Here is a 26,910-nt window from a genome sequence, read left to right as displayed (position 1 = left end):
TCGCCCCGCTTGCGGGGAGAGGTCGGATTGCGAAGCAATCCGGGTGAGGGGGACTCTCCCCACTCATGGTCTTTCGAACTTGCGGAAGCAGCCCCTCACCCCGACCCTCTCCCCGTAAGAACGGGGCGAGGGGGAAGAGACCTCTGATCACGTCTTCGACGCGACGCGGGTCTCGAACACGCAAGTCCGCCAGTCGCTGGTCGGACAATCGGTCGGCCATCCGCCGCCGAGCGCCATGAACAGCGCCGCGGTGTCGGACAGCCGCGTCGCCACCGCCTGCACGCGGGTGATCGCGGCATTGAGATAGACCTGCTGCGCGGTGAGCACGATGACCTGGTTGACCTGGCCGAGCACGAGCTGCTTCTGGATGATATCGACGCTGGCCTTCGCGGCGTTCTCGGCCTTGATCGCGGCCTGCACGGAGCGAGCGTCCGCCTGCAGGCTGCGCAGCGCATCGGCGACGTTCTGGAACGCGGTGATGACGGCCTGGCGGTACTGCGCGTTGGCCTGGTCGAGCGCGGCTTCGGCGGCCTTCTGCTTGTGGTACAGCGTGAAGCCGTCGAACACGGTCTGCGTCGCGTTGCCGGCGATCGTGTAGAACAGCGTTCCCGGCGTGAACAATTGGGCGGCGTTGAAGGCAGTCGAGCCGGGGTTGGCCGAGATGACAAAATTCGGCAGCCGTGCGGCGATCGCGACGCCGACCAATGCGCTTGCCGAATGCAAATTGGCCTCGGCCGCCCGCACGTCGGGCCGTTGCGTCACCAGCGTGCTCGGCAGGCTGACCGGCAGATTGGCCGGCAGCGCGAGGAGTGCGAGGTCGAACTTCTGCAGGATCTCGTCGGCGGAGAATTGTCCGGCCAGCGCGGTGAGCAGGTCGCGCTGGATCGCGAGCTGCTTCTGCAGCGGCGGCAAGGTTTGCTCTGACTGCGCCAGCGCGGCCTCCTGCGCCAGCACGTCGACCTGGGCCGCCTGGCCTGCATCGAACTGGTTCTTGAGGATGCCGAGGATGTCGCGCTCGATCTTGATGATGCGCTCGGTGGCGGCGATCTGGCCGCGCAGCGATGCCTCCTGGATCGCCGCCGTCACCACGTTGGCTGAAAGCGTCAGATAGGCCGCCTCGAGCTGGAACTGGGCCTGCTCGGTGACGGCGTCGAGGTTCTCGACGTTGCGGATGTTCTCGCCCCAGACGTCCGGCACGAAGCTGATATTGAGCTGGGCGGTGTGCAGCGAGTATTCATCCTGCGCCGTATTGCCGGGCCCCGACACTGCGTTGGAGACCAGCTGTCGGGAAGCGGTATAGTTCGCCCCGACCTGCGGGAAGAACAGCCCGCGCTGTGCCAGCGCGTTGAAGTTGGCCACCTTGATCGCCGCCTCGGCCGATTGCAGCGACGGATTGCGTTCGACCGACAGGCGGATCAGGTCGTTGAGCGGGACGGACCGGAAGGCCGCCCACCAACGCGTCGGGATATCCGCGCCGTTGACAAAGCGCTGCTTCGCCACGCGCGGGCCGCCCGGATCGGTGCCGGGCGATTGCAGCTTCTCCGGCGTATATCCGGCGACATCGGGGGCAGGCGGCGACGAGAAATTCGGACCGACCGCGCAGCTTGCGAGCATGAGCGCGCCGGCAGCGACGGCCAGCGCGCGCGTCGCGGCGGTCGCTGTATGATGAGGTGTGGCTGTTTGAAGTGTCCTGGCGCTGAAGGCGTGCATTGCGGGGTGCCTCTAATGCGCTGCTTCAGGCGGCGCCGCGGCGGGCGTCGCTTCGGGAGAGGCGGCGCGCTCGCGCGACAGGAATATCTTGCGCAGCGCCGGTGCGACGATCAGCAGCAGCAGCGGCCCGATGAACATGCCGCCGACCACGACGGTTGCGAGCGGCCGCTGCACCTGGCTGCCGATGCCATGCGAGAGCGCGGCTGGGAACAGGCCGACACCGGCGGACAGCGCGGTCATTAACATCGGACGCATGCGCTGCTCGGCACCATTGAACACCGCCTCCGCGATGCTCAGCCCGGAGGCCCGCAGCTCGCGGAAATAGGTGATGTTGAGGATGCCGTCCATGACCGCGACGCCGAACAGCGAGATGAAGCCGATCGCGGCCGAGATCGAGAAATCGAGCCCTGTCAGGAACAGCGCGATCAGGCCGCCGCCGACCGCGAAGGGGATACCGGCCAGCGCCAGCAGGCTGTCGCGCAGCGAGTTGAACAGGCTGTAGAGCAGCACGAAGATCAACAGCAGCGTCACCGGCACCACGATCATCAGCCGCGCCTTGGCGGATTCGAGATTGTCGAACTCGCCCGACCAGACCATCCGGTAGCCGGGTGGAAGCTGGACCGCCTCGGCGATCCGCGTCTGTGCTTCCGACACCGTGCTGCCGAGGTCGCGGCCGCGGACGCTGAACTTGATCGGGATATAGCGCTGGCTGCGCTCGCGATAGATGAACAGCGCACCGGTATCGAGCGAGATGTCGGCGAGCTCGCTTAAGGGGATATAGGCATTGGTGCCCGAGGGGGTCGAGTAGGCGACCTTGATCTCGCGCACGGCATCGATGCTCTGGCGGAATTTTGGATCGAGCCGCACCACCACGCCGAACTGCCGGTCGCCTTCCAGCACCGTCGTGGCACTGGTGCCGCCGAGCGCCGCCTGCACCACGGTGGTGACGTCGCCGGTGTTGAGGCCGTAACGCGCGGCCTTCTCCCTGTTGACGCGGATATTGAGGTTGGGTTGCCCGACCAGATGGAAGATGCCGAGATCGGCGACGCCGCTGATCTTGGCCATTTCCTGCGAGACCTTGGTCGCGAGCTGTTCGAGCACGTCGAGGTTGGGGCCGATGATCTTGATCGAGTTCGCGCCCTTCACCCCCGACAGCGCCTCCTCGATGTTGTCCTGGATGTATTGCGAGAAGTTGAGGGTGACGCCGGGCATCTCCTCGTCGAATTCCTTCTGCAGCTCCTCGGTGAGTTTTTCCTTGGTCAGCCTCGGCGGCCATTGATCGAACGGTTTGATCGGTGCGAACAGCTCGACATTGGAGAACGGCGAGGCATCGCTGCCGTTATCGGGACGGCCGTGCTGCGACACCACGGTGATGATTTCAGGGTGGCGCAGCAGGATCTCGCGCATCTTGCGGGTTGGTTCGGTACCGGCATCGAGCGAGATGGTCGGCGGCATCGAGGCGCGGATCCAGAAATTGCCTTCTTCGAGCGCGGGCAGGAACTCGCTGCCGAGCCGGCTCGCCGCCAACGTGCTGATGCCGAGGAAGATGATGCCGGCCGCGACCGCGACCTTCACATTCGCCAGCGACCAGCGCAGCACCGGCGTGTAGCTCCTGCGCAGCCAGCGCACGATGACGGTTTCAGTCTCCTCGATATGCTTCGGCAGCAAGAGCGAAGCCAGCACCGGCGTCACGGTAAATGTCGCCAGCAGCGCGCCGGCGAGCGCGTAGCCATAGGTGCGCGCCATCGGTCCAAAGATCTGGCCTTCGACGCCCTGCATCGTGAACAGCGGCACGAACGCGGTGACCGTGATGGCCGCGGTGAAGAACACCGCCTTGTCGACCTGCAATGCGCTGACGAAGATCATGCGCAGCCGTTCGGTCCAGCCCGGTGCGGGATGGCCGTGGGACGCGGTCGGATCGGCGCCCCAATAGCCGTCTGCGAGGCTTTGCAGCACGCGCAGCCTGCTTTCGGGCGTGGACTGGAAGTTGCGGAAGACGTTCTCCATCATGATGACGGCTGAATCGACGATGATGCCGAAATCGACCGCGCCGAGCGACAGCAGATTGGCGTCCTCGCCCTGCAGCACCAGGATGATGATGGCGAAGAACAGCGCGAACGGGATGTTGGCGCTGACGATCAGCGCGCTGCGCAGGTCGCCCAGGAAGACCCACTGGATCACGAACACCAGAAGGCAGCCGAACACCAGATTGTGCAGCACCGTGTGGGTCGTCACATTGACCAGCGAGCTACGATCGTAATAGGGAACGATCTTGACGCCGGCGGGGAGGGTGCCGTCGCTGTTCATCTTGGCGACCTCCTCCTGGACCTTGGGAATGATCTCGTTGGTGTGCTGGGTACGCCCCATCACGACGATCGCCGCGGCGACGTCGTCGTCCTTGTCCTTTCCGGCGATGCCGAGCCGCGGCACATAGCCGACCGACACCCTGGCGACATCCTTGATCTGGATCGGCAGTCCGTTCGACTGCGTCAGGACGATGTTCTCGATGTCCTGGACCTTGTAGCCCTTGGTGACGTCGTCATCGCCGCCCGAATTGATCAGGCCGATGCCGCGGATGTTGACGGATTGCTGGCCGATCGCGATTTCACGGCCGCCGACATTGACGTTGGCATTGCCGAGCGAGCTGATCAGCTGCGGCACGGTGATATTGTAGGCCTCGAGCTTTGCGAGGTCGGCGTCGACGTTGAACTGCTTGGTGGTACCGCCCCAGGCGTTGATCTGCACCACGCCCGGAAGCGTCATCAGGCGGCGAGTGACGACATAGTCCTGCAACGTCCTGAGATTGGTCAGGCCGAAATTCGGCGGACCGACGAGCTGGTAGCGGTAGATCTCACCGACCAGGCTCGACTGCTGGATTTGCGGGACCTGATTGCCGGGCAGCTGGACGTTCTGCGTGAGGCTGTTGGTGGCCTGCGAGAGCGCGAAGTAATAGTCCACGCCGTATTTGAAGGTGACCCGCACGAAGGCCAGGCCGTAGAACGACGTCGATCGGATGTTGACGACGCCAGGCGTCGGATACAGTCCGACCTCCATCGGGATCGTGTAGTACTTCTCCATCTCCTCGGCGGAGAGGCCGGCCGCCTGCGCGGTGATCTCGAGGATCACCGGCGCCGGATTCGGATAGGCTTCGATGTTCAGCTTGGTGAACGCAGCAAAGCCGGCGGCGCAAAACACGGCGAGGCCGAGCACGATGACGGCGCTTCGGGTCAGACCGAACTGAAGGATACCCTTGATCACTGGACTGCACTTGGTCTCGAGCGGGGGAGGCTAGCGTCGCAAGCCATGTCTAGCCCGTGGCCGCGTTGGCGAATTTGTTGCTGAGGAAGATCGCCCCGGTGGAGGCGACCTTCTCGCCCGCGCCGAGGCCATCGAGAATCTGGCGCCGGCCGTCCTGCTCCATTCCGATCTTCACCGACCGCCGATCGAATTTGTGCCCGTCGGTCGTGACCCACACTGTCATCGTTCCGTCGCCCTCGCGCACGATGGCGTCCGTGGGCACGCTGACCGACATCTTCGGCGGCTCGGTTTCGATGGTGAAACTCGCCAGCATGCCGGCGCGCAGCTTGTGCTGGGGATCGTCGATCACCGAACGCACCAGCTGGCGGTGCGAGTTCGGATCGATGTTCAGCCCGAGCGTCGTCACTCGCCCGCGGAACGCATCGTTGGGATAGGCCGGCACGCGGACCTCGACCGGCTGGCCGATCTGGTAGTCGGGCGCGTCGGTCTCGATCACATTGGCGACCATCCACATCGTCGAGATGTCGGCCAGCGAATAGGGTGCCGGCGCGTTGCCGGGTTGCACGTAGAGACCTGGTGCTGCGTTGCGCGCGATGATCCGCCCCGCGATCGGGCTCGGGACGACCAGGATGGAATCGACCTTGCGGTCGGCGACGATGCGATCGATCTCGGCGTCGGTCTTGCCGAAGATGCGCACCGCGTCGCGCGCGGCCTTGAAGTTGCCTTCGGCGGTCTGCTGGTCGGACGTCGCCTGATCGACGTCCTTCTGCGCGCCGCCGCCGGTCTTGAGCAACTGCTTGACCCGCGCCAGCGTCCTGGTCTGCAGTTCGAGCACGCCAGCTGCAGCGAGCAGCGCCGACTCCGCCTGCAGCAGGTCGGCGCTGTCGATCGTAAACAGCGTATCGCCCGTTTTCACTTCGTCGCCGACGTTCAACAGCGTGTCGACGATCCGGCCTGGATTCGGCGTGAACGCCTGCACCAGCATGTTCTGGTTGAAGTCGATCGAGCCGACGGCATTCTTCAACGTCCGGAACGAGCGCTGCTCGGCGGCCATGACCTTGAGGGATACGGCCTGCTTGTCGGTCAGGACGACATATTGCTGCTCGACGTTGACATCCTCGATCGTCTTGGTCTGGGCCGCCTTGGCACTCTCGACGCCATCGGTACGCGTCAGCAGCCACGCGCCTGCAAGGATCACCGCCAGTGCCGGCAACGCCACGTAACCCGTATATTTCATTTGAAACGACATCGCCTGCCCGATTCGCCGAGATGGAGAGACCGCGCGAGGACGCGAGACCCTGCCGCATCGTGCTGCAAGGACATCGGTCTCGGTGAGGTCGGGCATTTGTTATCAGGACCAGCTTACGCCAGCCTTACACTGCTTTGCACAACGACGCCGACGCGCATGGATTTCCGTTGCAGCAGCGGCGCTTTTATCTATTTTCTGTGGGCGTGAGCGGAGCTGCGCATAGAAAAATCATAGCGTGCGCTGTGCGTGCGGTACGATTTGCCGAAATGTGCGTCGTTTGCTCCGCGCGATGCCCAATTGGCGATCTGTCGACGAATTTGTTGTGTGGCTGGCCTATCGCATTCGGGTGTGCGAACACGGCTCGGCTACGATGGTGGTGACGGGACTGTTACGATGCGCCTTCTGATCGTCGAGGATAATGTCGAACTGTCGCGCCTCATCGCGAACGGGTTGATGGCGGCGGGATATGCCGCCGATGTCGTGCACGGCGTTGCCGAGGCGCGCGACGCGCTGCGCAGCGTTAGTTATGCGGCCATGATCCTCGATCTCGGTCTGCCCGACGGTGACGGACTGTCGGTGCTGTCGGAGCTGCGCCGCAAGATGGACCCTCTGCCTGTGCTGGTGCTGACTGCACGCAACGGACTGCGGGATCGCGTCAACGGCCTGCGCAGCGGCGCCGACGACTATCTGGCAAAGCCGTTCGCGCTCGAAGAGCTGGTGGCGCGGCTTGAGGCGATCTTGCGCCGGCCCGGCCAGTTGCTCGGCTCCTCGCTCAACCTTGCCAATTTGGTTTACGATACCGAAAGCCGGCAGGTCTTCATCGACGGCATGCCGCGGGTCTTCTCTGCGCGCGAGACGTCGGTGCTGGAGATCCTGCTGCGGCGGCAGGGACGGGTGGTGCCGAAGAAGAACGTCGAGGACCATATCTTCGGGTTGGCGGGCGAGGTCGCCTCGAACGCCGTCGAGGTTTACGTGTCGCGGTTGCGCAAGCTGCTCGCCGAGCACAATGCCAAGATCATGATCCACACCATCCGCGGCGTCGGCTATTTGATGGCCGAGGAGAAATAGCGTGTTCCGCTTCAAGTCGCTGACGTCGCGGATCGTCTTCCTGCACATCGTCGCGGTCGCTATCGCCGCGGTCTTCCTGCCGCTGCTGCTGCTGTGGTTGTTGAACTCCGAGATCAACCAGTTGCATCGCGATGCGATGCGCGACCAGGCCGACGTGCTCGGCGAGAGGCTTTCCGTCGATCCCGGCGGCAAGGTGGTTCTGAACCTGCCCGAGAGCCTCAAGGGCCTCTATTCCGACGCCTATGGCCGCTATCGGTACGACATCTTCGATGCCGACGGCCATGTGCTGTTTTCATCGCATCGCGCCGAGCCGGCGAAGCAGGCTTTGTCCGGCACGATTTCCGGTGCGAGCGTGATCAGAGACATCGGCGATCAGACGGTGCGCATCCATGTCGCCGAAGACCTGTCGCATCGCGACGTCATCATCGACGACATCGTCAGCAATTTCTTCCGGCGGGTCGGTTGGATCACGATCCCGATCCTGCTGATCCTGCTCGCCGCTGACATCGTGATCTTCCGCCGCGCTGTGATTCCGCTGCTGCAGGCCTCCGAGGAGGCGAGGAACATCGGACCGGCGCGGACCGGCATCCGGCTGCCGACGGAACGGATTCCAAGCGAGATCCTGCCGCTGGTGACCGCCGTCAACCAGGCCTTCGACCGGCTCGAGGAGGGCTTTCACGCGCAGCGCCAGTTCACCGCCGATGCGGCACATCAGCTCCGCACGCCGCTCGCGATCCTGCGGACCCGGATCGAGACGCTGGAGGCGGGCAAGGGCAGCAGGGAGCTTCATGCCGACATCGAGAGCATGGGCCGCATCGTCAACCAGCTGCTCGAGATCGCCGAGCTCGACACGCTGGTGCTCGATCCTGGCGAGACCGCGGATCTGCGCGCGGTCTGCGCCGAGGTGGTCGGCTCGATCGCGCCCTATGCGCTGGCGCAGCAGAAGGATATCGCGCTGCGTGGCACCGACGGCCCGGTGCAGGTCAAGGGCAATGCGGAAATGTTGCAGCGGGCGATCTTCAATCTCGCTGAGAACGCCATCAAGTACACCGCCGACGATACCTCAGTCGACGTCGAGGTGCGCGACGACGGTTCGGTGCGGGTGCGCGACTGCGGGCCGGGCATTCCGCCGGGCGAGCAGGACCTGATCTTCCGGCGGTTCTGGCGCGGCGACCGCCGGCGCACCGACGGCGCCGGCCTCGGACTGTCGATCGTGCAGGGCGTGGTGGACGACCACGCCGCGACGGTCGCGGTAGAGAATCTCCCGACCGGTGGCGCGCAGTTCACGTTGACGTTCCAGCTCGCCGCGGCTGCGCCGGTGGTGGCGTCCTAGAGGCGCGATAGCGATCGGTCCCGATCGCTTCGCGCCTGCGGCTCGCTTACGGCTTCGCCGGCGGACCGAAATCGAGCGGGGGCAGCTCGATCTGCGGCACCTCGATCTTGACCTTGTTGAGATCGACATCAAGCGGCTTGTCGAGCAGGCCGGTGACGACGACGGGAAATGCGATCACCAGGATCACCATGATGGCCTGCAGGCCGATCCAGGGCATCGCGCCCCAATAGATGTCGGAGCTCTTCACTTCCTTCGGCGCCACGCCGCGCAAATAGAACAGTGCGAAACCAAACGGCGGATGCAGGAACGAGGTCTGCATGTTGACGCAGAGCATGACGCCGAACCAGATCAGCGCAGCATCGGGCCCGACCACCGGCGCCAGCACCTTCTGCGCGATCGGCGCGATCATCGGCAGGATGATGAAGGCGATCTCGAAGAAGTCGAGGAAGAACGCCAGGAAGAAGATGAAGATGTTGATGAAGATCAGGAAGCCCCAGACGCCGCCGGGCAGCGAGGTCAGCAGATGCTCCAGCCAGACGCCGCCGGATACGCCGAGGAACACCACCGAGAAGCAGGTCGATCCGATCAGAATGAAGGTGACCATGCAGGTGATGCGCATGGTGGTCTCGTAGCCCTGCTTGATCAGGTCACGCAGGTCCGGGATCTTCACGGCCTCGAGGCAGATCCAGACCACGGCGATATAGGTGATTGCGAACGCAAGCTTGAAGATCAGGTTCTCGGTGTAGAGCATCGCAACGATGGTGCCGATGCCGCCTGCGATTACGCCAATGATCAGCATCTTGCGCCCGGTCGCGCTGAAATCCTTGTGATGGATGGCGGCGAGCACGATCGCACCGACCGCGCCCATGGCACCGGCCTCGGTTGGGGTCGCAAGGCCCATCATCATGGTGCCGAGCACGACGAAGATCAGCACGGCGGAGGGAATGATGCCGAGCAGGCATTTCTTCCACAGCGGCCAGCCGGTCAGCGTCAATGCCGTCTTCGGCACCGCCGGCACATGGCTCGGCTTGACGATACTGAGCACGAAGGTGTAGCCGGCGAACAGCAGGATCTGGAATACCGACGGGCCCCATGCGCCGAGATACATGTCGCCGACCGACTTGCCGAGCTGGTCGGCGAGCACAATCAGCACCAGCGACGGCGGCACCAACTGCGTGATGGTGCCGGAGGCGGCGAGCACGCCGGTGATGTAGCGGATGTTGTAGCCGTAGCGGATCATCACCGGCATCGAGATCATCGCCATGGCGATCACCTGCGCCGCCACCGTGCCGGTGATGGCACCGAGGATGAAGCCGACGAGGATGACCGAATAGCCGAGGCCACCGCGGATAGGGCCGAACAGCTGGCCCATCGAGTCGAGCATGTCCTCGGCGAGCCCGCACCGCTCCAGGATCGCGCCCATGAAGGTGAAGAAAGGGATCGCGAGCAAAAGCTCGTTGGAGAGCACGCTGCCGAAGATGCGGCCCGGGATCGCCTGCAGGAAGTTGAGGTCGAAGAAGCCGAGGTGGATGGCAAGGAAGCCGAACGACAGGCCGACCGCGGCGAGCGTGAACGCCACCGGATAACCGATCAGCATCGCTATGATCAGGCCGCCGAACATCAGAGGCGGCATCATCTCCAGCGTAATCGTCATTGCGTCGGCCTCTCGTACTTCGCGTCGATTGTCACGTAGCCTTGCAGCGCGGCGATCCGCTTGATCACCTCTGAGACGCCTTGCAACGCGAGCATCACGAAGCCGGACGGAATAACGAACTTGATCGGCCAGCGTACCAGGCCGCCGGCATTGCCGGACACCTCGCTCACCGCATAGGCCTGGTAGAAGAACGGCCAGGACAGATAGGCGAGCAGCAGGCAGGACGGGATCAGGAAGAACAGCGTGCCGATCATGTCGAGCCAGAGCTGGCCGCGCTCGGGCAGCATCAGATACATGATCTCGACGCGGACATGCTCGTTGCGCTTGAAGGTGTAGGAGGCGCCGAACATCACCATGATGGCGAACATGTACCACTGCGCCTCGAGCCAGCCGTTCGACGAGTAGCTGAACGCGTAGCGGATCATCGCGTTGCCGGCGCTGACCAGGCAGGCCAGCAGCACGAGCAGGTTGCAGACATAGCCGATTTTCTCGTTGAGCCGGTCGATGGCCGTACTGAGAGCCAACAATGGACGCATCACGGTCTCCGCGGCCGCGCTGCGCGCGCGCCGAATATCTTGCCAAGCATCGTCAGGCCGCCGCGCCAACGCGCACGGAGCCACGGCTCACTTCCAGGGAGCAGTTGCAAACGGTCGTCCTCCCCCAAAACCCGCTTCTGCCGTTGTTGGCTGCGCCCGTCGGGGCAGCGGCCTGTCCGACCGGCCGGCATGAAAGCCGGGGCACCAAACCAGCGCCGTCGAACGCCGTCAATCGGAAAATGGGCATATTGACTGATAGCCAAACCGTTGTCCCGCCTTGGTAAATCGGGCACGGCGAGGGGCGTCGGGGAGGGGTGGAATCTAGCCGCCGGTCACGCTCATATGGCGGCTGACGCTCGGCCGGTTGTGGCGGCGGTCGATGATGAAATCGTGCCCCTTGGGCTTCAGCCCGATCGCGCGGTCGATCGCAGCCGAGAGCATGTCATTCTCATCAGAAGCGCGCAGCGGCCGGCGCAGGTCGGAGGCATCCTCGTGGCCGAGGCAGGTGTGCAGCGTGCCGGTGCAGGTGATGCGAACCCGGTTGCAGGATTCGCAGAAATTATGGGTCATCGGCGTGATGAAGCCGAGCTTGCCGCCGGTCTCGGCGATCCGGACATAGCGGGCCGGCCCGCCGGTGTCGTCGGGGAGATCGGTCAGCGTGTAGTGCTTCTCGAGCCGCGCGCGCATCAGCGACAGCGGCACGTATTGATCGATGCGGCCCTCGCCGATGTCGCCCATCGGCATCACCTCGATCAGGGTCAGGCCCATCCCCTTGCCATGCGCCCATTCCATCAGCGCAGGGATCTCGTCCTCGTTCATGTTCTTCAGCGCGACCGCGTTGATCTTGACCGCGAGCCCCGCGGTGCGCGCGGCCTCGATGCCGGCGAGCACCTTGTCGATGTCGCCCCAGCGGGTGATGGCGCGGAACTTCGCCGCATCCAGCGTGTCGAGCGAAACGTTGACGCGGCGCACGCCGCAATCGGCGAGTTCCTGCGCAAAGCGCGCCAGCTGCGAGCCGTTGGTGGTCAGCGTCAGCTCGTCGAGCGCGCCGCTTCCCAGATGACGCGACAGCGAACGGATCAGGCCCATCACGTTGCGGCGGACCAGCGGCTCGCCGCCGGTGAGGCGGATCTTGCGCACGCCCTTGGCGATGAAGGCCGAACACAGCCGATCGAGCTCTTCCAGCGTCAGGAGATCGGCCTTCGGCAGGAAGGTCATGTCCTCCGACATGCAGTAGAAGCAGCGCAGGTCGCAGCGGTCGGTAACGGAGACGCGCAAGTAACGGATCGTCCGCCCGAATGGATCGGTCATCGGACGGAACAGGGACTCGGCGAGGGTTTGCGTGGATCCGCTCATGAGACGCAATCTAGGCATGTTGGCATGCACTCACAATGCGTTCCTTTGAATGATCCGCAACATGCCAAAACGCGATCGCGCGATAGGCAGGGGACATGATCTGCTGTGAGGCTGTCAGCCTTCGCAACGCAAAGAGCCCGGCGGTTGGGCCGGGCTCTTGTGCAGTGCAATCGAATTGTTAGCGCGTCGGCGCGGCTGCGGGCGGAGGTGCCGCGGCGGGCGGCGGAGCCGCGCTCGGATCGGGGAATGCCGAGCCAGCCGGAGCAGGAGCGCCGGCTGCGGGAGCCGCGGGCCTCGGCTTCTTCTTCTTTGGCCGCATCGGCTTGCGCGGCGGACGCGGCGGCGGGCCGGCGGGCTGCAGTTGGGCGAACACCGGGCTCGGGTCGAGCACGGTCGTCGCCGGCGAGGTGAAGTCGCCAGGCGTGCGGGTCACCGTCACGGGAATGTTCACCGGCTGGAACCTCGGCATATTGAAAGTGACCGAGAAGCCGCTTTCCGGCGCCGGTATCGACACCGAGCAGGGCGTCTTGCAGCCCGGCCCAAGCGAGGTCACGGCATCCGCGCCCTGCGGCTGCGAATCCAGCTGGACCTGCATCGGCGGCGGTGCAGACTTGAAGTAATCCATTGAAAACGAGGAGCAGCCGGCCAGACTCATCCCGGCGACCGCAATCGCGATAACACGACGCATGATCCACACTCTACTGCGGCAATCAGCCACAATCCCCGAAACGGACCATAAGAGCGTCGGAACAGAGGCGCAACAGCGCGAGGCCTGTTCGTTAAAGGATGGTTAACGGACAATTTGCATGTCTATATATTCACAAGCAATATCAAATACTTGAATTTTGACTCAGGGCGTCCAGAGGCTCGCCACCGCGTCCGGCAAGTCGGCCATATGGCTGATCAGCCGGTCCGGCTTGAGCTCCGCCATGGGAACATCGGTGTAGCCGAAATCGACCCCGATGACGGGGACGCCGGCCCGCCGCGCCACCCCGACATCGGGCCCGGCATCGCCGACCATGATCGCATCCGGAAGGCGGCCGCCGGCGCGGGCGACCGTCTCGCGCAGAAACGCGGGATCCGGTTTGGCGACACCGAACGTGTCGGCGCCGCAGATCGCGGCAAAGCGCGGGGTGAGGCCGAGCCGGTCGAGCAGGAGCTTTGACAGCCACTCCAGCTTGTTGGTGCAGACCGCAAAGCGATGGCCCTGCGCTTCGAGCCGGTCGAGCGCGGCGTCCAGCCCGTCGAACGGACGCGAACCGTCGGCGATGTGATCGGCGTAATAGGCGACGAAGTCCTTCGTCAGGCGGTCGAGCTCGGCGACGCTGACCGCGCGTCCTTCCACCTCCAGCCCACGCTCGATCAGTTTGCGCGCGCCGGCGCCGATCATGTTGCGCGCCGAAGCGAGTGGCACCGGCGGCAGGCCTTCGCGATCGAGCACGTAATTCAGCGCACCGATGAGGTCGGGCGCGGTTTCGACCAGCGTGCCGTCGAGATCGAACACGATGATGGGGAGTGAGGAGGCGGGCATGACCTTTTCGCTATCGGTGATGTCGCCTGATGGCAAGAGACTTGGTGTTCCGCATCGCCCGGCGGGCCATGCCCCGCCGGGCGCCCAAACATATGGCAAAACCATGCATTCATGCCTGTTCCTGCCGGCAAAACGACGCTAGACATGCGCCCGCCGGGCGGGGCCGATCACGTGCCCCGGCGCGGCGCAAACAGGGGCTTGGTCGGCACGGTGGATATGGACGGACTGAAACGCGAGGCGGCGGCACGCGCGCTGGAAGAGGTGCGCGACGGCATGAAGCTCGGGCTCGGCACCGGTTCCACCGCGAAGCATTTCGTCGAGCTGCTCGGCGAGAAGGTCCGTGCCGGCATGAGGGTGATCGGTGTTCCGACCTCGGAGGTAACCCGCGCCGATGCGATCCGCTGCGGCATTCCGCTGACCACGCTGGACGAGATCGATCACCTCGACCTCACCGTCGACGGCGCCGACGAGATCGACCCCGCGCTGAACCTGATCAAGGGCGGCGGCGGCGCGCTGTTGCGCGAGAAGATCGTAGCGAGCGCCAGTGATCGTATGATCGTGATCGCCGATGACAGCAAATGGGTCGATGCGCTCGGTCGCTTTCCGCTGCCGATCGAAGTTATTCCGTTCGGGCTTGCCGCGACCCAGGCCTCGATCGCGCGGGCCTTCGCGCTGTCAGGCGTGTCCGGCCAGATGGTCATCCGCAAAGGCAAGGACGGTCACGTTTTCGTCACCGACGGCGGCCACTGGATCATCGACGCCCATTTGGGCCGGATCGGTGACCCGCCGCGCCTGGCAGGTCTGCTCAGCGTGATCCCGGGCGTGGTCGAACATGGCCTGTTCATCGGGCTTGGCACCAGCGCCGTTCTGGCCGGCGCACAGGGAATTCGGGTTGTTGAACGGCGATGACGCCGCAAGCAAGGAGACTTGGAATGAAGCGTTTCTCGGGACTTATGTCGGCTGCCACCCTGGCCGTCGGATTGGCGCTGGTGACGGCGCCGGCCATGGCGCAGCAGCAGCCCGCAGCGCCTGCGGCACCTGCCATCAAGCCGTCGACACCAGCGGCGGTAGCGGCCGCCAGGGAGATCCTGGCGATGAAGAACGTGTCGGTCATGTATGCCGGCGCCGTTCCGGGCATCATCGAAAAGACCAAGACCGGCCTGCTGCAGCAGTACCTCAACTACCAGAAGGACCTCGACGAGGTCGCGCTGATCGTCGCCAAGAGCTATGCCGGCCGTGAGTCGGAGATCGGCGACGGCATGGCGAAGATCTACGCCGCCGAGTTCACCGAGCAGGAGTTGAAGGACCTGGTCGTGTTCTACAAGTCGCCGCTCGGCCAGAAGCTTCTGGTCGCCGAGCCCAAGGCAATCAACGGTTCGCTGAACTATATGCAGCAATGGGCGCGAGATTTCGGCGTGACCGTCAACTCCGCGTTCAAGGCCGAGATGAAGAAGCGCGGCAAGGATATCTGAGCTGGTGAATAGCGAGTAGCGAATGGAAGACGCGCAGCGCGGTCGGCTTGCCATTCGCTATTCGCCACTCGCGGAAAGTGGGGCTGACCATGGCCGAGTTTGACGTCGACCTGTTTGTCATCGGTGGTGGTTCGGGCGGGGTTCGCGCCGCCCGCATCGCCGCCAACTATGGCGCCAGGGTCATGGTCGCCGAAGAGTACCGGATGGGTGGCACCTGCGTGATCCGCGGGTGCGTGCCGAAGAAGCTGTTCGTCATGGGCTCGCATGTCCATGACGAGATCGAGGACGCCGCCGGTTTCGGCTGGACCATCGGTCAGGTCTCGTTCGATTGGGCGACGCTGGTCGCCAACAAGGACAAGGAGATCGGCCGCCTCGAGGGCATCTACACCAGCAATGTCGAGAAATCCGGCGCCAGGGTGGTGAAGACCCGTGCGGTGCTGGAGGACGCCCACACGCTGCGGCTTGGCACCGGCGAGAAAGTCACGGCGAAGACCATCCTGATCGCGACCGGCGGCGCGCCCAATCATGGACCCGCCATTCCCGGCATCGAACATGTGATCTCTTCGAACGAGGCGTTTCACCTGAAAGAGCTGCCGAAGCGCATCGTGATCCAGGGCGGCGGCTACATCGCGCTGGAATTCGCCGGCATCTTCGCAGGCTTCGGCTCCGACGTCACGGTGATCTATCGCGGCGAGAATATCCTGCGCGGCTTCGACGAGGACGTGCGCAAGCATGTCCGCGCCGAGATGGAGAAGCACGGCATCACCATCATCACCGGCTGCACGATTGCGAAGATCGACAAGCACGGCAAGGATTTCACCACGCATCTGTCGAATGGATCGAGCATCGCTTCCGACCAGGTGATGTTCGCGATCGGCCGGCATCCCAACGTCACCGATCTCGGACTCGAGGCGGCGGGCGTTGCGATCAATCCGGCCAATGGCGGCATCCAGGTCGACGGCTGGTCGAAGACCTCGGTGCCGAACATCTACGCGATCGGCGACGTCACCCATCGCACCAATTTGACGCCGGTCGCGATCCGCGAGGGCCACGCCTTCGCCGATACCGTGTTCGGCAAGCGCCCCGTTCAGGTCGATCACGCGACGATCCCGACCGCGGTGTTCTCGCAGCCGGAGGTCGGCACGGTCGGGCTGACCGAGGAAGAGGCGCGGGCGCAGTTTTCCCACGTCGACATCTACAAGGCCGATTTCCGCCCCATCAAGGCGACGATGTCCGGCCGCGACACCCGCGTGCTGATGAAGCTCGTGGTCGATGGCACGAGCGACCGCGTGCTCGGCTGCCACATCGTCGGCGAGGCCGCCGCCGAAATCACGCAAGCGGTCGCAATCGCCGTGAAGATGAAGGCGACGAAGGCGGATTTCGACGCCACCATCGCGCTGCATCCGACCGCTGCCGAGGAACTGGTGACGATGCGCACGCCGACAGCGCGTCACGTGCGGCAGGCGGCGGAGTAGGGCGACGCGCGGCTCGCCGGAACGGTGCCAGTCGGCGCCGTGAAATATCCGGAAACACGCAGCTTGACCGCGAACAGCAATTGCATCGGGACTGCGCGCGCCCGCGGACAAACCCGCGCATTGCATCTGCGATTGCCGTCCGCGCGACATGCATCGCGAGGCATCGGAACTCAGTCGACGTCACGCCACTGAGACATCAGCCACGGCCGCATCCCCTCGGGTAGAAGCCTCGCTCCGATTGTTGCTTCGCGGCACGCACGCCAAAATAGCGCTTGCCTTGCTGTCGGGTGCGGACAATCATTGGGATTCCGTGAAGTACGACTGAAGGCTCTGAATGGTTCTATCCTGATTGCCAGGCTCAACTGGCCACAAACGAAGGGGACGTCGTTATGTCGGACATGGGTTTGATGACGCGAAAGTCGGTCGCCGCCATCATCGCTGAAGCGGGTGAACACGCGCTCGGCAAGACGCTCGGGGCTTTGAGCATTACGGCGCTCGGTATCGGCTGCATCATCGGCGCCGGCATCTTCGTTCTCACCGGCACCGCGGCGGCGCACTATGCCGGCCCCGGGATCATGTTTTCCTTCATCGTTGGCGGCGTCGCATGTGCCTTCGTCGGCCTGTGCTACGCCGAACTCGCCGCGCTGCTGCCGGTCTCCGGCAGCACCTACACCTACACCTACGCGACCCTGGGCGAGATCTTCGCCTGGATCATCGGTTGGGACTTGATCCTCGAATACGCCATGGGCGCCTCGACCGTCGCCGTCGGCTGGTCGGGCTATATCGTTTCGCTGCTGCATAATTTCGGCATCAACATTCCACCGCAATATGCCGCGGCGCCCTGGACGGAGTTCAAGCTGCCTGATGGCACGACGGTCGAAGGCGTCGTCAACCTGCCGGCGGCGTTGATTGTCCTGGCGCTCACAGCCATGCTGATGGGCGGGACCAAGGAATCGGCCCGGCTCAACAACATCATGGTCGGCATCAAGCTGTTCGTCGTATGCGCCTTTATCCTGTTCGGCATCGGTTACGTCAAACCGGCGAATTGGCACCCCTTCGTCCCTGACAATACCGGCACATTCGGTCAGTTCGGCTGGAGCGGCGTGATGCGCGGCGCCTCGGTCGTGTTCTTCGCTTTCATCGGCTTCGACGCCGTATCGACCGCCGCCCAGGAAGCCAAGAATCCGCAGACCGATATGCCGATCGGCATTCTCGGCTCGCTCTTGATCTGTACCATCCTCTATGTCGCGGTCTCCGCTGTCCTCACCGGCCTCGTGCCCTACACCGAACTCGGCGTGCCCGATCCGATCGCCAAGGCCGTCGATGTCATCGGGCAGACCTGGTTCTCGGTGCTGATCAAGATCGGCGCGCTCTGCGGCCTCACCACGGTGATCCTGGTGCTGCTCTATGGCCAGAGCCGCATCTTCTTCCAGATCGCCAAGGACGGCCTGCTGCCCAAGATGTTCTCCGATGTGCATCCCTCGCTCGGGACGCCCTACAAGAGCCAGCTTCTGATCGGTCTCATCGTGGCCGTTGTCGCGGCGCTGACCCCGATCGACATCCTCGGTGAAATGGTCTCTATCGGCACGCTGTTTGCCTTCGTGCTGGTCTGCGGCGCGGTGATTTATCTGCGCAAGAGCGATGCGGACATCGCCCGCCCGTTCCGCACACCCGGCGTGCCGGTGGTTCCGGTCCTCGGCATGCTCTTCTCGCTGCTGCTGATGGCGTTCCTGCCGCTGGCGACCTGGATCCGTCTCTTCGTCTGGCTGGTGATCGGCCTTGCCCTCTACTTCGCCTACGGCCGCAGTCACTCGGTCCTGCGCAACGCTGCCAAGTCTCGCTAGGCGGTGATCGGGAAAATCTGGATCAGGCTTCTGTGCCTGATCCTGGTCGCGGCATCGGACGTTGCGTGCGCGGAGGACGCCGTCTTCAAGGTCGGCGTCACTACGCGCGACTTCGTTCCTGCCGAACCCTACGATTGGCGCGGCGCCGGCACGCACGTGCTCCGCGCCATGATCTGGTACCCGGCCGTATCAGATGCGCGCGAGCAGCCGCAATGGATCGGGCCGCCCCTCATCCCGTTCGTCAGCACCGGACGCGCCGCGCCTGACGCTGTGCCGGCGGAGGGGCCGCGGCGTCCGCTCGTTCTGCTGTCCCATGGCTTCGGCGGCATCGCGATCGATCTCGCCTGGCTCGGCGCGGGGCTTGCGGCGCACGGATTCATCGCCGTCGCGGTCGACCACCCCGGCAACAACAGGTCCGAGGACAGGACGGTCGACGGCTATGCGCTGAAGTGGCTGCGCGCCGTCGATCTCGGCGCCGTCATCGACGCCATGCGCGCCGATCCGACCTTCGGCGACCGGATCGACCTGGGCCGGATCGGCGCCGCCGGCCATTCCTACGGCGGCTACACCGTCATCGCCATCGCCGGCGGCATCACCGATCCGGATCGGACAGGGGCGTTCTGCCGCTCGCCCGCCGCCGACGCGTTGTGCACGTCGCAGCCTGACGCGACAGAGCTGCGGCAGAAGAGCGAGATACGCCTGACGGCCGACCCTGATTTTCGGCAGCGCTACAGCCTTGCCGGTCAGTCCTGGCGCGATGCGCGCGTTCGTGCCGTGTTCGCGATGGCGCCGGGGCCGGTGCCGGCGTTCACGCCGGAGAGCCTTGGCGCGATATCGATCCCGGTCGCGATCGTCGCGGGAAGCGCCGACGAGATCGCACCGACAGAATCGGGGGCCGAGGCGCTCGGCAAACTGATCCCCCACGCGACGCTCAAATTGTTTCCGCACGCGGGCCACTTCGTCTTCTTCGACACCTGTACCGCGGTAGGGCGCCTGATCATCCGGACCGCATGCCGCGACCCTGACGGTACCGATCGCGACGCGGTCCATGCCGAGACGATCGGGCTTGCGCTCGATTTCTTCACCGAGAACCTGCGGCCGGCGGCCGAGTAGGTCGCCGACCACGCGCGCCGGTCGCATCGCATTACCAGCCACGCCTCGGGGAATCGTGGGCATTGCAATCTCGCGTTCATTTTGGAACCTTGTCTCGCACTGGAAGTTCCACCCTTCAAATGAGCCGATTTTTCAGATTGAGGGAGCAGCCCATGACCGGTCCAACCGAGCAGGAAATTCGGACCCGCGCCTACGAGTTGTGGAAGGACGCCGGCCAACCGCAGGGCAATATGGATCAGCTCTGGTACCAGGCCGAGAAGGAGTTGCTCGCACGCAAGGCGGGCAACGGAGAAGCGCCGCCGCCCTACATGAATGGGCATCACAAGGCGGCCACGTTCCAGTAGGGCCGCCAGCGGAAGCCAACAAGACGCCGCGCGGGGGATCGCGCTAACGTGCCTGACCGAGCCCGGAGGCACCGATGAGCGACGCGATTGATCTCGACCAAAAGCTATCCACATTTTCCGATCACTGGTCACCACGCACCGTCGCACAATTCAACGCCTGCGACGTCATGGTCGTGAAGGTGAAGGGCGAATTCGTCTGGCACAAGCATGACGATACCGACGACTTCTTTCTCGTCCTGAAAGGCGTGCTCGACATTCAACTCCGCGATCGAACCGTTACGCTGCGAGAAGGCCAGATGTACATCGTGCCGAAAGGCGTCGAGCACCGTCCCGTCGCACGGGAGGAGGTGCACCTGCTGCTGATCGAGCCGAGCGGGACGCCGAACACGGGGAACGCGGAGACGGCGGCACCGCGGAAGGTGGTGTGAGCGTTGTGCCTTGGCACTGAGTTGCCCGACGTGGCAAGTGCCCGGATGAAAAATATTTCGCTTTATCAGAAGCACAACTCAGCGTATAGATGTCCCCGTCTCACCCGATCGAGGGGCGTGCGCACGTCACGAACGCGCGGTGGGATGCGGTGGACGCTGAATGCGCAACTGACGAGTGCGCATGAGGCGGACGGTGAAGTCGTGTGGTTCGGACGCCTCAGCGGCTGGTGTCCTCTCGCAAGACGCGACAGCGTCTTTGCGAGGGCGGTGACAAGCAAGCCTAGTCTCGCCGGGGAGAGCACGTATAAGCCGTAAAGCCATCGCGCAGGGAAAGCCGGAATGCCTCCGCTGAACCTGTATGCTCGTGTGCGTTTCTTTCTCTCACATTGCACACGAGACCGCGGGTGCAGCGCGCGCCCGGCTTTCCCTGCGCCCTCTTCAAGGGGAGGGCGAAACGAAAAGCAAAGCTCGGACAAATCATGTCGCGAGAAGGCGGATGTTTGACTCGCAAGTGCCGCCACATACTCGCTGTCGTCCCGGGCTTGACCCGGGACCCATAACCCCAAATGCCAATTGTTTTGCGATGCTGGAGCCACAGCCTTCTTCAACGACACGATCCTGTGGTTATGGGTCCCTGCTTGCGCAGGGACGACGAGGGTGAGAGACCGGTGCTACCCCTCCGCCTCGATCCATTCCGCAGCACCCCGCCACAGCGTGTCGCGGTGTTCGCTGCGGAAGAAGCCGAGATGGCCAATCATCGTCGCGCCGGCATCCGCGGGGCGGATCGAGATGATGTCGGGGGTCACCGAGGTGAAGGCCGAGCAGAGCAGTTCGACCGCGGGGCGCGTCGCCCAGGGATCGTCGGTCATGCTGAGTGCGCGCAGCGCGCCCTTGAATTTCGGGAAATTCTCGCGTGCGGTGAGTGCGGTGTCGTCGAGCAGATAGCGCGGCGACATTACCCAGCGCGTCCATTGCTCGAACACGCCCTTCGGCAGGTCCATGCCGAGGCCGGCCCAGGCCGGCATATAGCCGAGCGCGCGGGTCAGCGGCAGGCCGCCGTTCAAAAGCGCATAGACGCGGTAGCGCTCGGGCGCGGTCATCAGCTTCCAATAGCCGGCTTGGGCTGCGATCAGCAGCGCGCGCGGAATGTCGGCGTTGTTGGCCAGCAGCCCGAGCGCCTGGCCGCCGAAGGAGTGGCCGACATAGGCGAATGGCAGATCGCGGTAGCGCCCGCGCATCCAGCTCACGGTCGCCGTGATGTCGAGCGCGGCCCAGTCGGCCATGCTGGCCTTGAAGCCGACCAGCGATTTCGGCTGGTTGTAGCCGGTCATCGCCTGCTGCCTGCTGTCGCCGGTGCCGCGGTAATCGTAGGTCAGGACCGCGCAGCCGCGGCGGGCGAGATAGCCGGCAAAGCCGCGATAGAGTTTTCGGGGAACGGCGGTCGCCGAATTGATCAGCACGGCGTGGCGCTTGGCGCCGCGGGGCAGGAACAGCGTCGCGCCGAGCGGATAGCCGTCGGCCGCCGGCACGACGATGTCGTCGCTAAAAACGTCGTCCAGCTCGGCCCCGGACACGGCATTTCCCCGATCATTCATGTTATGGTCTAACAAATGCGAATTCGGCTTTTCCCGCAAGAGCTTGACCGAATTGCAGGAATCCTCCTAGCGGGGAGCAGGGCGCCTGTGTATAACCCGGGACCTTTCCTCAAGTCCGTGGACTAAGTTGCGGTTTTTGCTCAGGAGTTGACGTTATGTCCGAGCGGTGGACACCCGATAGCTGGCGCGCCAAGCCCGTGTTGCAGGTGCCCGACTATCCCAATGCCAAGGCATTGGCCGATGTCGAGGCCCAGCTTGCGACCTTTCCGCCGCTGGTGTTCGCCGGTGAAGCGCGCAACCTGAAGAAGTCGCTGGGGCGGGTCGCCGCGGGTGAAGCTTTCCTGCTGCAGGGCGGCGATTGCGCCGAGAGCTTTGCCGAGCACGGCGCCAACAACATCCGCGACTTCTTCCGCGTGCTGCTGCAAATGGCGGTCGTCATGACCTACGCCGGCGCGCTGCCGGTGGTGAAGGTCGGCCGCATCGCCGGGCAATTCGCCAAGCCGCGCTCGTCGAACACCGAAAAGATCAACGGCGTCGAACTGCCGAGCTATCGCGGCGACATCATCAACGACATCGCGTTTACGCCGGAAGCGCGGATTCCCGATCCGCAGCGCCAGCTGATGGCGTACCGGCAGTCGGCGGCGACGCTCAATCTGTTGCGCGCCTTCGCCACCGGCGGCTTTGCCAATCTCGGCAGCGTGCACCAGTGGATGCTCGGCTTCCTGAAGGATTCGCCGCAGTCCCGCCGCTACAAGGAGCTGGCCGATCGCATCTCGGATGCGCTGAACTTCATGCGCGCCTGCGGCCTCGATCTGGAAAGCCATCCCGAGCTGCGCGCCACCGACTTCTACACCAGCCATGAGGCGCTGCTGCTCGGCTACGAGCAGGCCTTTACCCGGGTCGATTCCACCACCGGCGACTGGTACGCGACCTCGGGCCACATGATCTGGATCGGCGACCGCACCCGCCAGCTCGATCACGGCCATGTCGAATATTTCCGCGGCATCAAGAACCCGATCGGGCTGAAATGCGGCCCGTCGCTGAAGCCCGATGAGCTGTTGAAGCTGATCGATGTGTTGAGCCCCGACAATGAGCCGGGACGGCTGACGCTGATCAATCGCTTCGGTTCCGACAAGGTCGGCGACCATCTGCCGGGCCTGATCCGCGCCGTGCAGCGGGAAGGTCGCACAGTGGTGTGGTCGTGCGATCCGATGCACGGCAACACCATCACCGCGACCTCGGGCTACAAGACCCGTCCGTTCGACCGCGTGCTGTCGGAGGTCAAGTCGTTCTTCGCGATCCATGCCGCCGAAGGCACCCATGCCGGCGGCGTGCATCTGGAGATGACCGGGCAGGACGTCACCGAATGCATCGGCGGTGCGCGCGCCATCACCGACGAGGATCTCAACGACCGCTACCATACGGTCTGCGATCCCAGACTGAACGCCGAACAGTCGATCGACATGGCCTTCCTGATCGCCGAGCTGCTCAAGCAGGACCGCGTGGGCAAGGCCAAGCCGATGCCGGCCGTCGCGGGGCTGTGACTTGCTGAGGTTCTGGCGGGCCACCATCAATTCGCGCAACGGGCTGGCTTTCGCCATTCGCTCGGAGCAGGCGATTCGCGAAGAGGTGGTGGCACTCGTGCTGTCGCTGCCGCTGGCCTGGCTGGTCGGCGCCACCGTGATGCGGCGCGTCGAATTGGTCGCGACCGTCGTGCTGGTGCTGGTGGTCGAACTGCTCAACACCGCGATCGAGAAGCTCTCCGATCGCCTGACCACCGACCATGATCCGCAGATCGGGCGGGTCAAGGACATGGGCTCGGCCGCGGTCGGCGTCGCGCTGATCATGGCCGGGCTGTTCTGGCTGTTCGCCCTCGCCGAACGCATGGGCGCGTTCTGATCCCAGTGATTGAAGTTTGCTCTGGTGCGGGACAACATAAAGACATGAGCGAACAACAGATCAAGATCACCCTGGCGCAACTCAATCCGACGGTCGGTGACGTCACCGGCAACGCCGCGAAGGCGCGCGCCGCGCGCGAGACGGCGAAAGCCGACGGCGCTGATCTCGTGGTGCTCTCGGAACTGTTCATCGCCGGCTATCCGCCGGAGGATCTGGTGCTCAAGCCCGCGTTCCAATCGGCCTGCCGCGTCGCGATCGAGGAATTGGCACGCGAGACCGCCGATGGCGGTCCGGCCATGCTGATCGGCACGCCCTGGGTCGAGGACGGCAAGCTCTACAATGCCTGCGCGCTGCTCGACGAGGGTCGTATCGCGGCGCTGCGCTTCAAGGCGAATCTGCCGAACTACGGCGTGTTCGACGAAAAGCGCCTGTTCGCGCGTGGACCGGCCTCCGGCCCGGTGACGGTGCGCGGCGTGCGCATCGGCGTTCCGATCTGCGAGGACATCTGGCTCGAGGAATCCGAAGAGTACGAGAACGTTGTCGAGTGCCTGGCCGAGACCGGCGCCGAAATCCTGATCGTGCCGAACGGCTCGCCCTACGCGCGCGACAAGAACGATCTCCGGTTGTCGATCGTGGTGGCGCGGGTCACCGAGAGCGGATTGCCGCTGATCTATCTCAACGAGATCGGTGGCCAGGACGAGTTGATCTTCGACGGTGCCTCGTTTGCGCTGAATGCCGACCTCTCCGTCGCGACGCAGCTCCCGGCGTTCGAGGAGAACATCACGACGCTGACATGGCGCAAGACGGCGGACGGCTGGCGCTGCAATGGGCCGACGACTGAAATCCTCGAGGGCGACAAGGCCGACTACGCCGCCTGCGTGCTGGGTCTGCGCGACTACGTCCGCAAGACCGGCTTTCCGGGCGTACTGCTCGGCGTCTCCGGCGGCATCGACTCGGCGCTATGCGCGGCGATCGCGGTCGATGCGCTCGGCGCCGACAAGGTGCGCGGCGTGATGCTGCCGTTCCGCTACACCGCGCAGGTCTCGCTCGACGATGCCGCCAAACTCGCGACCGCGCTCGGCATCCGCTACGAGGTGCTGCCGATCGCTGACGCCGTCAACGGGTTCGAGAAGATCCTGGCGCCGGTGTTCGAAGGTCTCGAGCGCGACATCACCGAGGAGAATTTGCAGGCGCGCGCCCGCGGCACGCTGTTGATGGCGATCTCCAACAAGACCGGCGCGATGGTGGTGACGACGGGCAACAAGTCGGAAATGTCGGTCGGCTACGCGACGCTTTACGGTGACATGAATGGCGGCTTCAACCCGATCAAGGACCTCTACAAGACCGAAGTTTTCCGGCTGTCGTCACTGCGCAATTCCTGGAAGCCGGACGGCGCGCTCGGCCCGTCGGGCGAGGTGATCCCGGTCAACATCATCATCCGGCCGCCGACCGCGGAATTGCGCGAGAACCAGACCGACCAGGATTCGCTGCCGCCCTACGATATGCTGGATGCGATCCTCGAACGCCTGGTCGAGCGCGAGGAGCCGCTGGCTGCGATCATCGCGGCCGGTTTCCCGGCCGATGTCGTGACGCGCATCGATCGTCTGCTCAACATCGCCGAATACAAGCGACGGCAGGCAGCACCTGGCGTCAAGGTCACGCGCAAGAATTTTGGCCGCGACCGCCGCTATCCCATCACCAACCGCTTCCGCGACACCGGCCAGACCTTGCCCGAGCCGGACGACAAGCTTGTTACCCGCGGGTCGCGTGCGTCGGGGGAGGCGTTCGAAGGTTGAGGTCTACGGCTTCGGCGGGATGAAAGTCGGGCCGACGGTGCGGATCTGCCCATCGCCGGACGGCGGGGCGGGAGTCGTGGTGTCAGCCGTAGCGGGTTGCGGCGGAGCTGCGGCCGGCGCGCCCTTCTTGCCGGCGGGCGATTTGGTACCCTGCTGCTGACCGCGCTGCTGCATCTTCTTGGCGCTCTCCTCGGTGACGATAATGTCGCCCTGCTGCTCGACAGAGGCTTTGTCGTCGACGGTTTTCAGCGCGTCGGCCCAGCTCTGGCCGGCCGGCTTGCAGGAGCAGGACGGATTGAACTCGGTGCGGTATTTGAACGCGTTCGGCAGCGAGGAGTAGGATTGTCCGTTGATCGACACCGCCTGGTTGATGTCTTCGCCGGGATTGCGATAGGCGAACAGGGATGCCTCGGCCGCGGGGCACTGCGCCTTGCAGACCTGCTCGTCGGCGGCAAAGCGCGCCTGTACGGTTGCGAACGAGACCGGGAAATAGGCGCCGTCGCAGGTGCGGACGCAGACGGTGCGGAAGGTGCCGGACGGACCGCTATAATCGGCGCCGGGCGGCGGCAGCGGATTGGTGTTGCCACCACCGAACAGATTGTCGATGAAATTGCCCGGGCCGCGCGCCGCCGCAGCGGCATATTGCGGCCCGCAATTGTTCTGCGCGAGCGCGGTCAAGACCGAGCGGCGCTGGTTCTCGCGGTCGGCGCCGCCGAGGCCACCGGAGCGCAGACGCTCGAGGTTCGCGGTGATCTGGTCGAGGTTGGCGCGCATCTGCTGGATCTGGTTGTTGACCGGTCCGCACTGCGCCGAATTGTTGTTGAACAGCGAGAAGAAGCCGGAACTGTCGCAGCCCATGCGCCGGGCCTGCGACGTCACGCGGTCGAGCTCGGACTGCTGCTTGGCGGCCGCATCCTGGTAGCGGCGGATCTGGTCGTCCTTGGCCGGGTCGCCGCTGCCGCCACCGCGGTCAATCGTCGCCAATTGTCCTTCGAGCCTGACGCAGATCGGGTTGGCTTGCGCGCCCTGTTGCGGCGGCGGGCCGGGCGGGCCCGGATTCACCTGCGCGAATGCGCGAGAGGCTGGCAGGGCAAGGCCGGCCAACACGGCGCAGGTCAAAAGCCATCGGGACAAACGACGAGTGGGAGTATGGGGCATATCCAGCCATTACAACGATGCCGCGCGGGCGATGAACGCCAAAGCGCGCGGCCAAGGCGGCCTGCAATAGCCTGTTCTCGGGGCAGCGTCA

General features: G+C 64.5%; 22 protein-coding genes. 12 read left to right on the top strand and 10 right to left on the bottom strand.

Annotated elements, in window-relative coordinates:
* Positions 1-147: 147 nt before the first annotated feature.
* The 3 genes from UP09_RS04310 to UP09_RS04300 form a co-directional block, all read right to left on the bottom strand.
* Entirely contained in the window at positions 148-1,614 is a 1,467-nt protein-coding gene (locus tag UP09_RS04310; RefSeq protein ID WP_245301743.1) for an efflux transporter outer membrane subunit, read from the bottom strand.
* A 108-nt stretch (positions 1,615-1,722) separates the two neighbouring features.
* Entirely contained in the window at positions 1,723-4,968 is a 3,246-nt protein-coding gene (locus UP09_RS04305) for an efflux RND transporter permease subunit (protein WP_044536744.1), read from the bottom strand.
* Between the two features lie 49 nt (positions 4,969-5,017).
* The gene (locus tag UP09_RS04300; protein ID WP_082069957.1) at positions 5,018-6,205 is read right to left on the bottom strand and encodes an efflux RND transporter periplasmic adaptor subunit; all 1,188 of its coding nucleotides are present in this window, start codon (positions 6,203-6,205) and stop codon (positions 5,018-5,020) included.
* A 405-nt stretch (positions 6,206-6,610) separates the two neighbouring features.
* Between UP09_RS04300 and UP09_RS04295 the strand changes: the two genes are divergently transcribed.
* Both UP09_RS04295 and UP09_RS04290 read left to right on the top strand, forming a co-directional pair.
* Positions 6,611-7,285, top strand: coding sequence for a response regulator (locus UP09_RS04295; protein WP_044536743.1), 675 nt, complete (start codon positions 6,611-6,613; stop codon positions 7,283-7,285).
* A 1-nt stretch (position 7,286) separates the two neighbouring features.
* Positions 7,287-8,618 (top strand): sensor histidine kinase, encoded by a 1,332-nt coding sequence (locus tag UP09_RS04290; protein WP_044536742.1) that lies wholly within the window; start codon positions 7,287-7,289, stop codon positions 8,616-8,618.
* 46 nt (positions 8,619-8,664) lie between these two features.
* Here UP09_RS04290 and UP09_RS04285 read toward each other — a convergent pair whose 3' ends face one another.
* The 5 genes from UP09_RS04285 to UP09_RS04265 all read right to left on the bottom strand — a co-directional run bounded on the left by UP09_RS04285 (position 8,665) and on the right by UP09_RS04265 (position 13,695).
* Positions 8,665-10,272, bottom strand: a complete 1,608-nt coding sequence (locus UP09_RS04285; protein ID WP_044536741.1) for a TRAP transporter large permease — start codon at positions 10,270-10,272, stop codon at positions 8,665-8,667.
* On the bottom strand, positions 10,269-10,808 hold the full coding sequence (locus UP09_RS04280) for a TRAP transporter small permease subunit (protein ID WP_044536884.1): 540 nt from the start codon (positions 10,806-10,808) through the stop codon (positions 10,269-10,271). Before UP09_RS04280 ends, UP09_RS04285 begins: the two co-directional genes overlap by 4 nt.
* Before the next feature lie 321 nt (positions 10,809-11,129).
* Complete coding sequence (gene moaA / locus UP09_RS04275; protein ID WP_044536740.1) at positions 11,130-12,164, bottom strand: GTP 3',8-cyclase MoaA; 1,035 nt, start codon at positions 12,162-12,164, stop codon at positions 11,130-11,132.
* 178 nt (positions 12,165-12,342) lie between these two features.
* The gene (locus tag UP09_RS04270; protein ID WP_044536739.1) at positions 12,343-12,852 is read right to left on the bottom strand and encodes a hypothetical protein; all 510 of its coding nucleotides are present in this window, start codon (positions 12,850-12,852) and stop codon (positions 12,343-12,345) included.
* Between the two features lie 162 nt (positions 12,853-13,014).
* On the bottom strand, positions 13,015-13,695 hold the full coding sequence (locus tag UP09_RS04265) for an HAD-IA family hydrolase (RefSeq protein ID WP_044536883.1): 681 nt from the start codon (positions 13,693-13,695) through the stop codon (positions 13,015-13,017).
* 210 nt (positions 13,696-13,905) lie between these two features.
* Here UP09_RS04265 and rpiA point away from each other — a divergent pair, with 210 nt between their 5' ends.
* From rpiA to UP09_RS04230, 7 genes are all read left to right on the top strand, one after another.
* Positions 13,906-14,604, top strand: a complete 699-nt coding sequence (gene rpiA / locus UP09_RS04260) for a ribose-5-phosphate isomerase RpiA (RefSeq protein WP_156164437.1) — start codon at positions 13,906-13,908, stop codon at positions 14,602-14,604.
* 23 nt (positions 14,605-14,627) lie between these two features.
* The gene (locus tag UP09_RS04255) at positions 14,628-15,167 is read left to right on the top strand and encodes a DUF2059 domain-containing protein (protein WP_044536737.1); all 540 of its coding nucleotides are present in this window, start codon (positions 14,628-14,630) and stop codon (positions 15,165-15,167) included.
* 89 nt (positions 15,168-15,256) lie between these two features.
* Positions 15,257-16,642, top strand: a complete 1,386-nt coding sequence (gor, locus tag UP09_RS04250) for a glutathione-disulfide reductase (protein ID WP_044536736.1) — start codon at positions 15,257-15,259, stop codon at positions 16,640-16,642.
* Between the two features lie 389 nt (positions 16,643-17,031).
* Positions 17,032-18,486, top strand: a complete 1,455-nt coding sequence (locus UP09_RS04245) for an amino acid permease (RefSeq protein ID WP_044536735.1) — start codon at positions 17,032-17,034, stop codon at positions 18,484-18,486.
* Between the two features lie 3 nt (positions 18,487-18,489).
* Complete coding sequence (locus UP09_RS04240; RefSeq protein ID WP_044536734.1) at positions 18,490-19,599, top strand: alpha/beta hydrolase family protein; 1,110 nt, start codon at positions 18,490-18,492, stop codon at positions 19,597-19,599.
* A 152-nt stretch (positions 19,600-19,751) separates the two neighbouring features.
* Positions 19,752-19,943, top strand: a complete 192-nt coding sequence (locus tag UP09_RS04235) for a DUF2934 domain-containing protein (protein ID WP_044536733.1) — start codon at positions 19,752-19,754, stop codon at positions 19,941-19,943.
* A gap of 74 nt (positions 19,944-20,017) precedes the next feature.
* Positions 20,018-20,371: a cupin domain-containing protein gene (locus UP09_RS04230; protein WP_044536732.1), complete on the top strand. Its 354-nt coding sequence runs from the start codon at positions 20,018-20,020 to the stop codon at positions 20,369-20,371.
* Positions 20,372-21,042: 671 nt separating this feature from the next.
* Here UP09_RS04230 and UP09_RS04225 read toward each other — a convergent pair.
* Positions 21,043-21,966 carry an alpha/beta hydrolase family protein gene (locus tag UP09_RS04225; protein ID WP_044536731.1) on the bottom strand — a complete coding sequence of 308 codons (924 nt, stop codon included), beginning with the start codon at positions 21,964-21,966 and terminating at the stop codon, positions 21,043-21,045.
* A 155-nt stretch (positions 21,967-22,121) separates the two neighbouring features.
* Here UP09_RS04225 and UP09_RS04220 point away from each other — a divergent pair, with 155 nt between their 5' ends.
* From UP09_RS04220 to UP09_RS04210, 3 genes are read left to right on the top strand one after another with little or no spacing between them, the layout of a single operon-like run.
* On the top strand, positions 22,122-23,510 hold the full coding sequence (locus UP09_RS04220; RefSeq protein WP_044536730.1) for a class II 3-deoxy-7-phosphoheptulonate synthase: 1,389 nt from the start codon (positions 22,122-22,124) through the stop codon (positions 23,508-23,510).
* A 1-nt stretch (position 23,511) separates the two neighbouring features.
* Positions 23,512-23,865 (top strand): diacylglycerol kinase, encoded by a 354-nt coding sequence (locus UP09_RS04215; RefSeq protein ID WP_044536729.1) that lies wholly within the window; start codon positions 23,512-23,514, stop codon positions 23,863-23,865.
* Positions 23,866-23,909: 44 nt separating this feature from the next.
* Positions 23,910-25,661 carry an NAD+ synthase gene (locus UP09_RS04210; RefSeq protein ID WP_044536728.1) on the top strand — a complete coding sequence of 584 codons (1,752 nt, stop codon included), beginning with the start codon at positions 23,910-23,912 and terminating at the stop codon, positions 25,659-25,661.
* Positions 25,662-25,664: 3 nt separating this feature from the next.
* Here UP09_RS04210 and UP09_RS04205 read toward each other — a convergent pair whose 3' ends face one another.
* Positions 25,665-26,819 (bottom strand): DUF2865 domain-containing protein, encoded by a 1,155-nt coding sequence (locus UP09_RS04205; protein WP_044536727.1) that lies wholly within the window; start codon positions 26,817-26,819, stop codon positions 25,665-25,667.
* Positions 26,820-26,910: the final 91 nt, after the last annotated feature.

The organism is Bradyrhizobium sp. LTSP885 (assembly GCF_000938305.1).
GTDB lineage: Bacteria > Pseudomonadota > Alphaproteobacteria > Rhizobiales > Xanthobacteraceae > Bradyrhizobium.
Note: the sequence above shows the minus strand (reverse complement) of the source record. Positions and strands in the feature narration are given on the sequence as shown.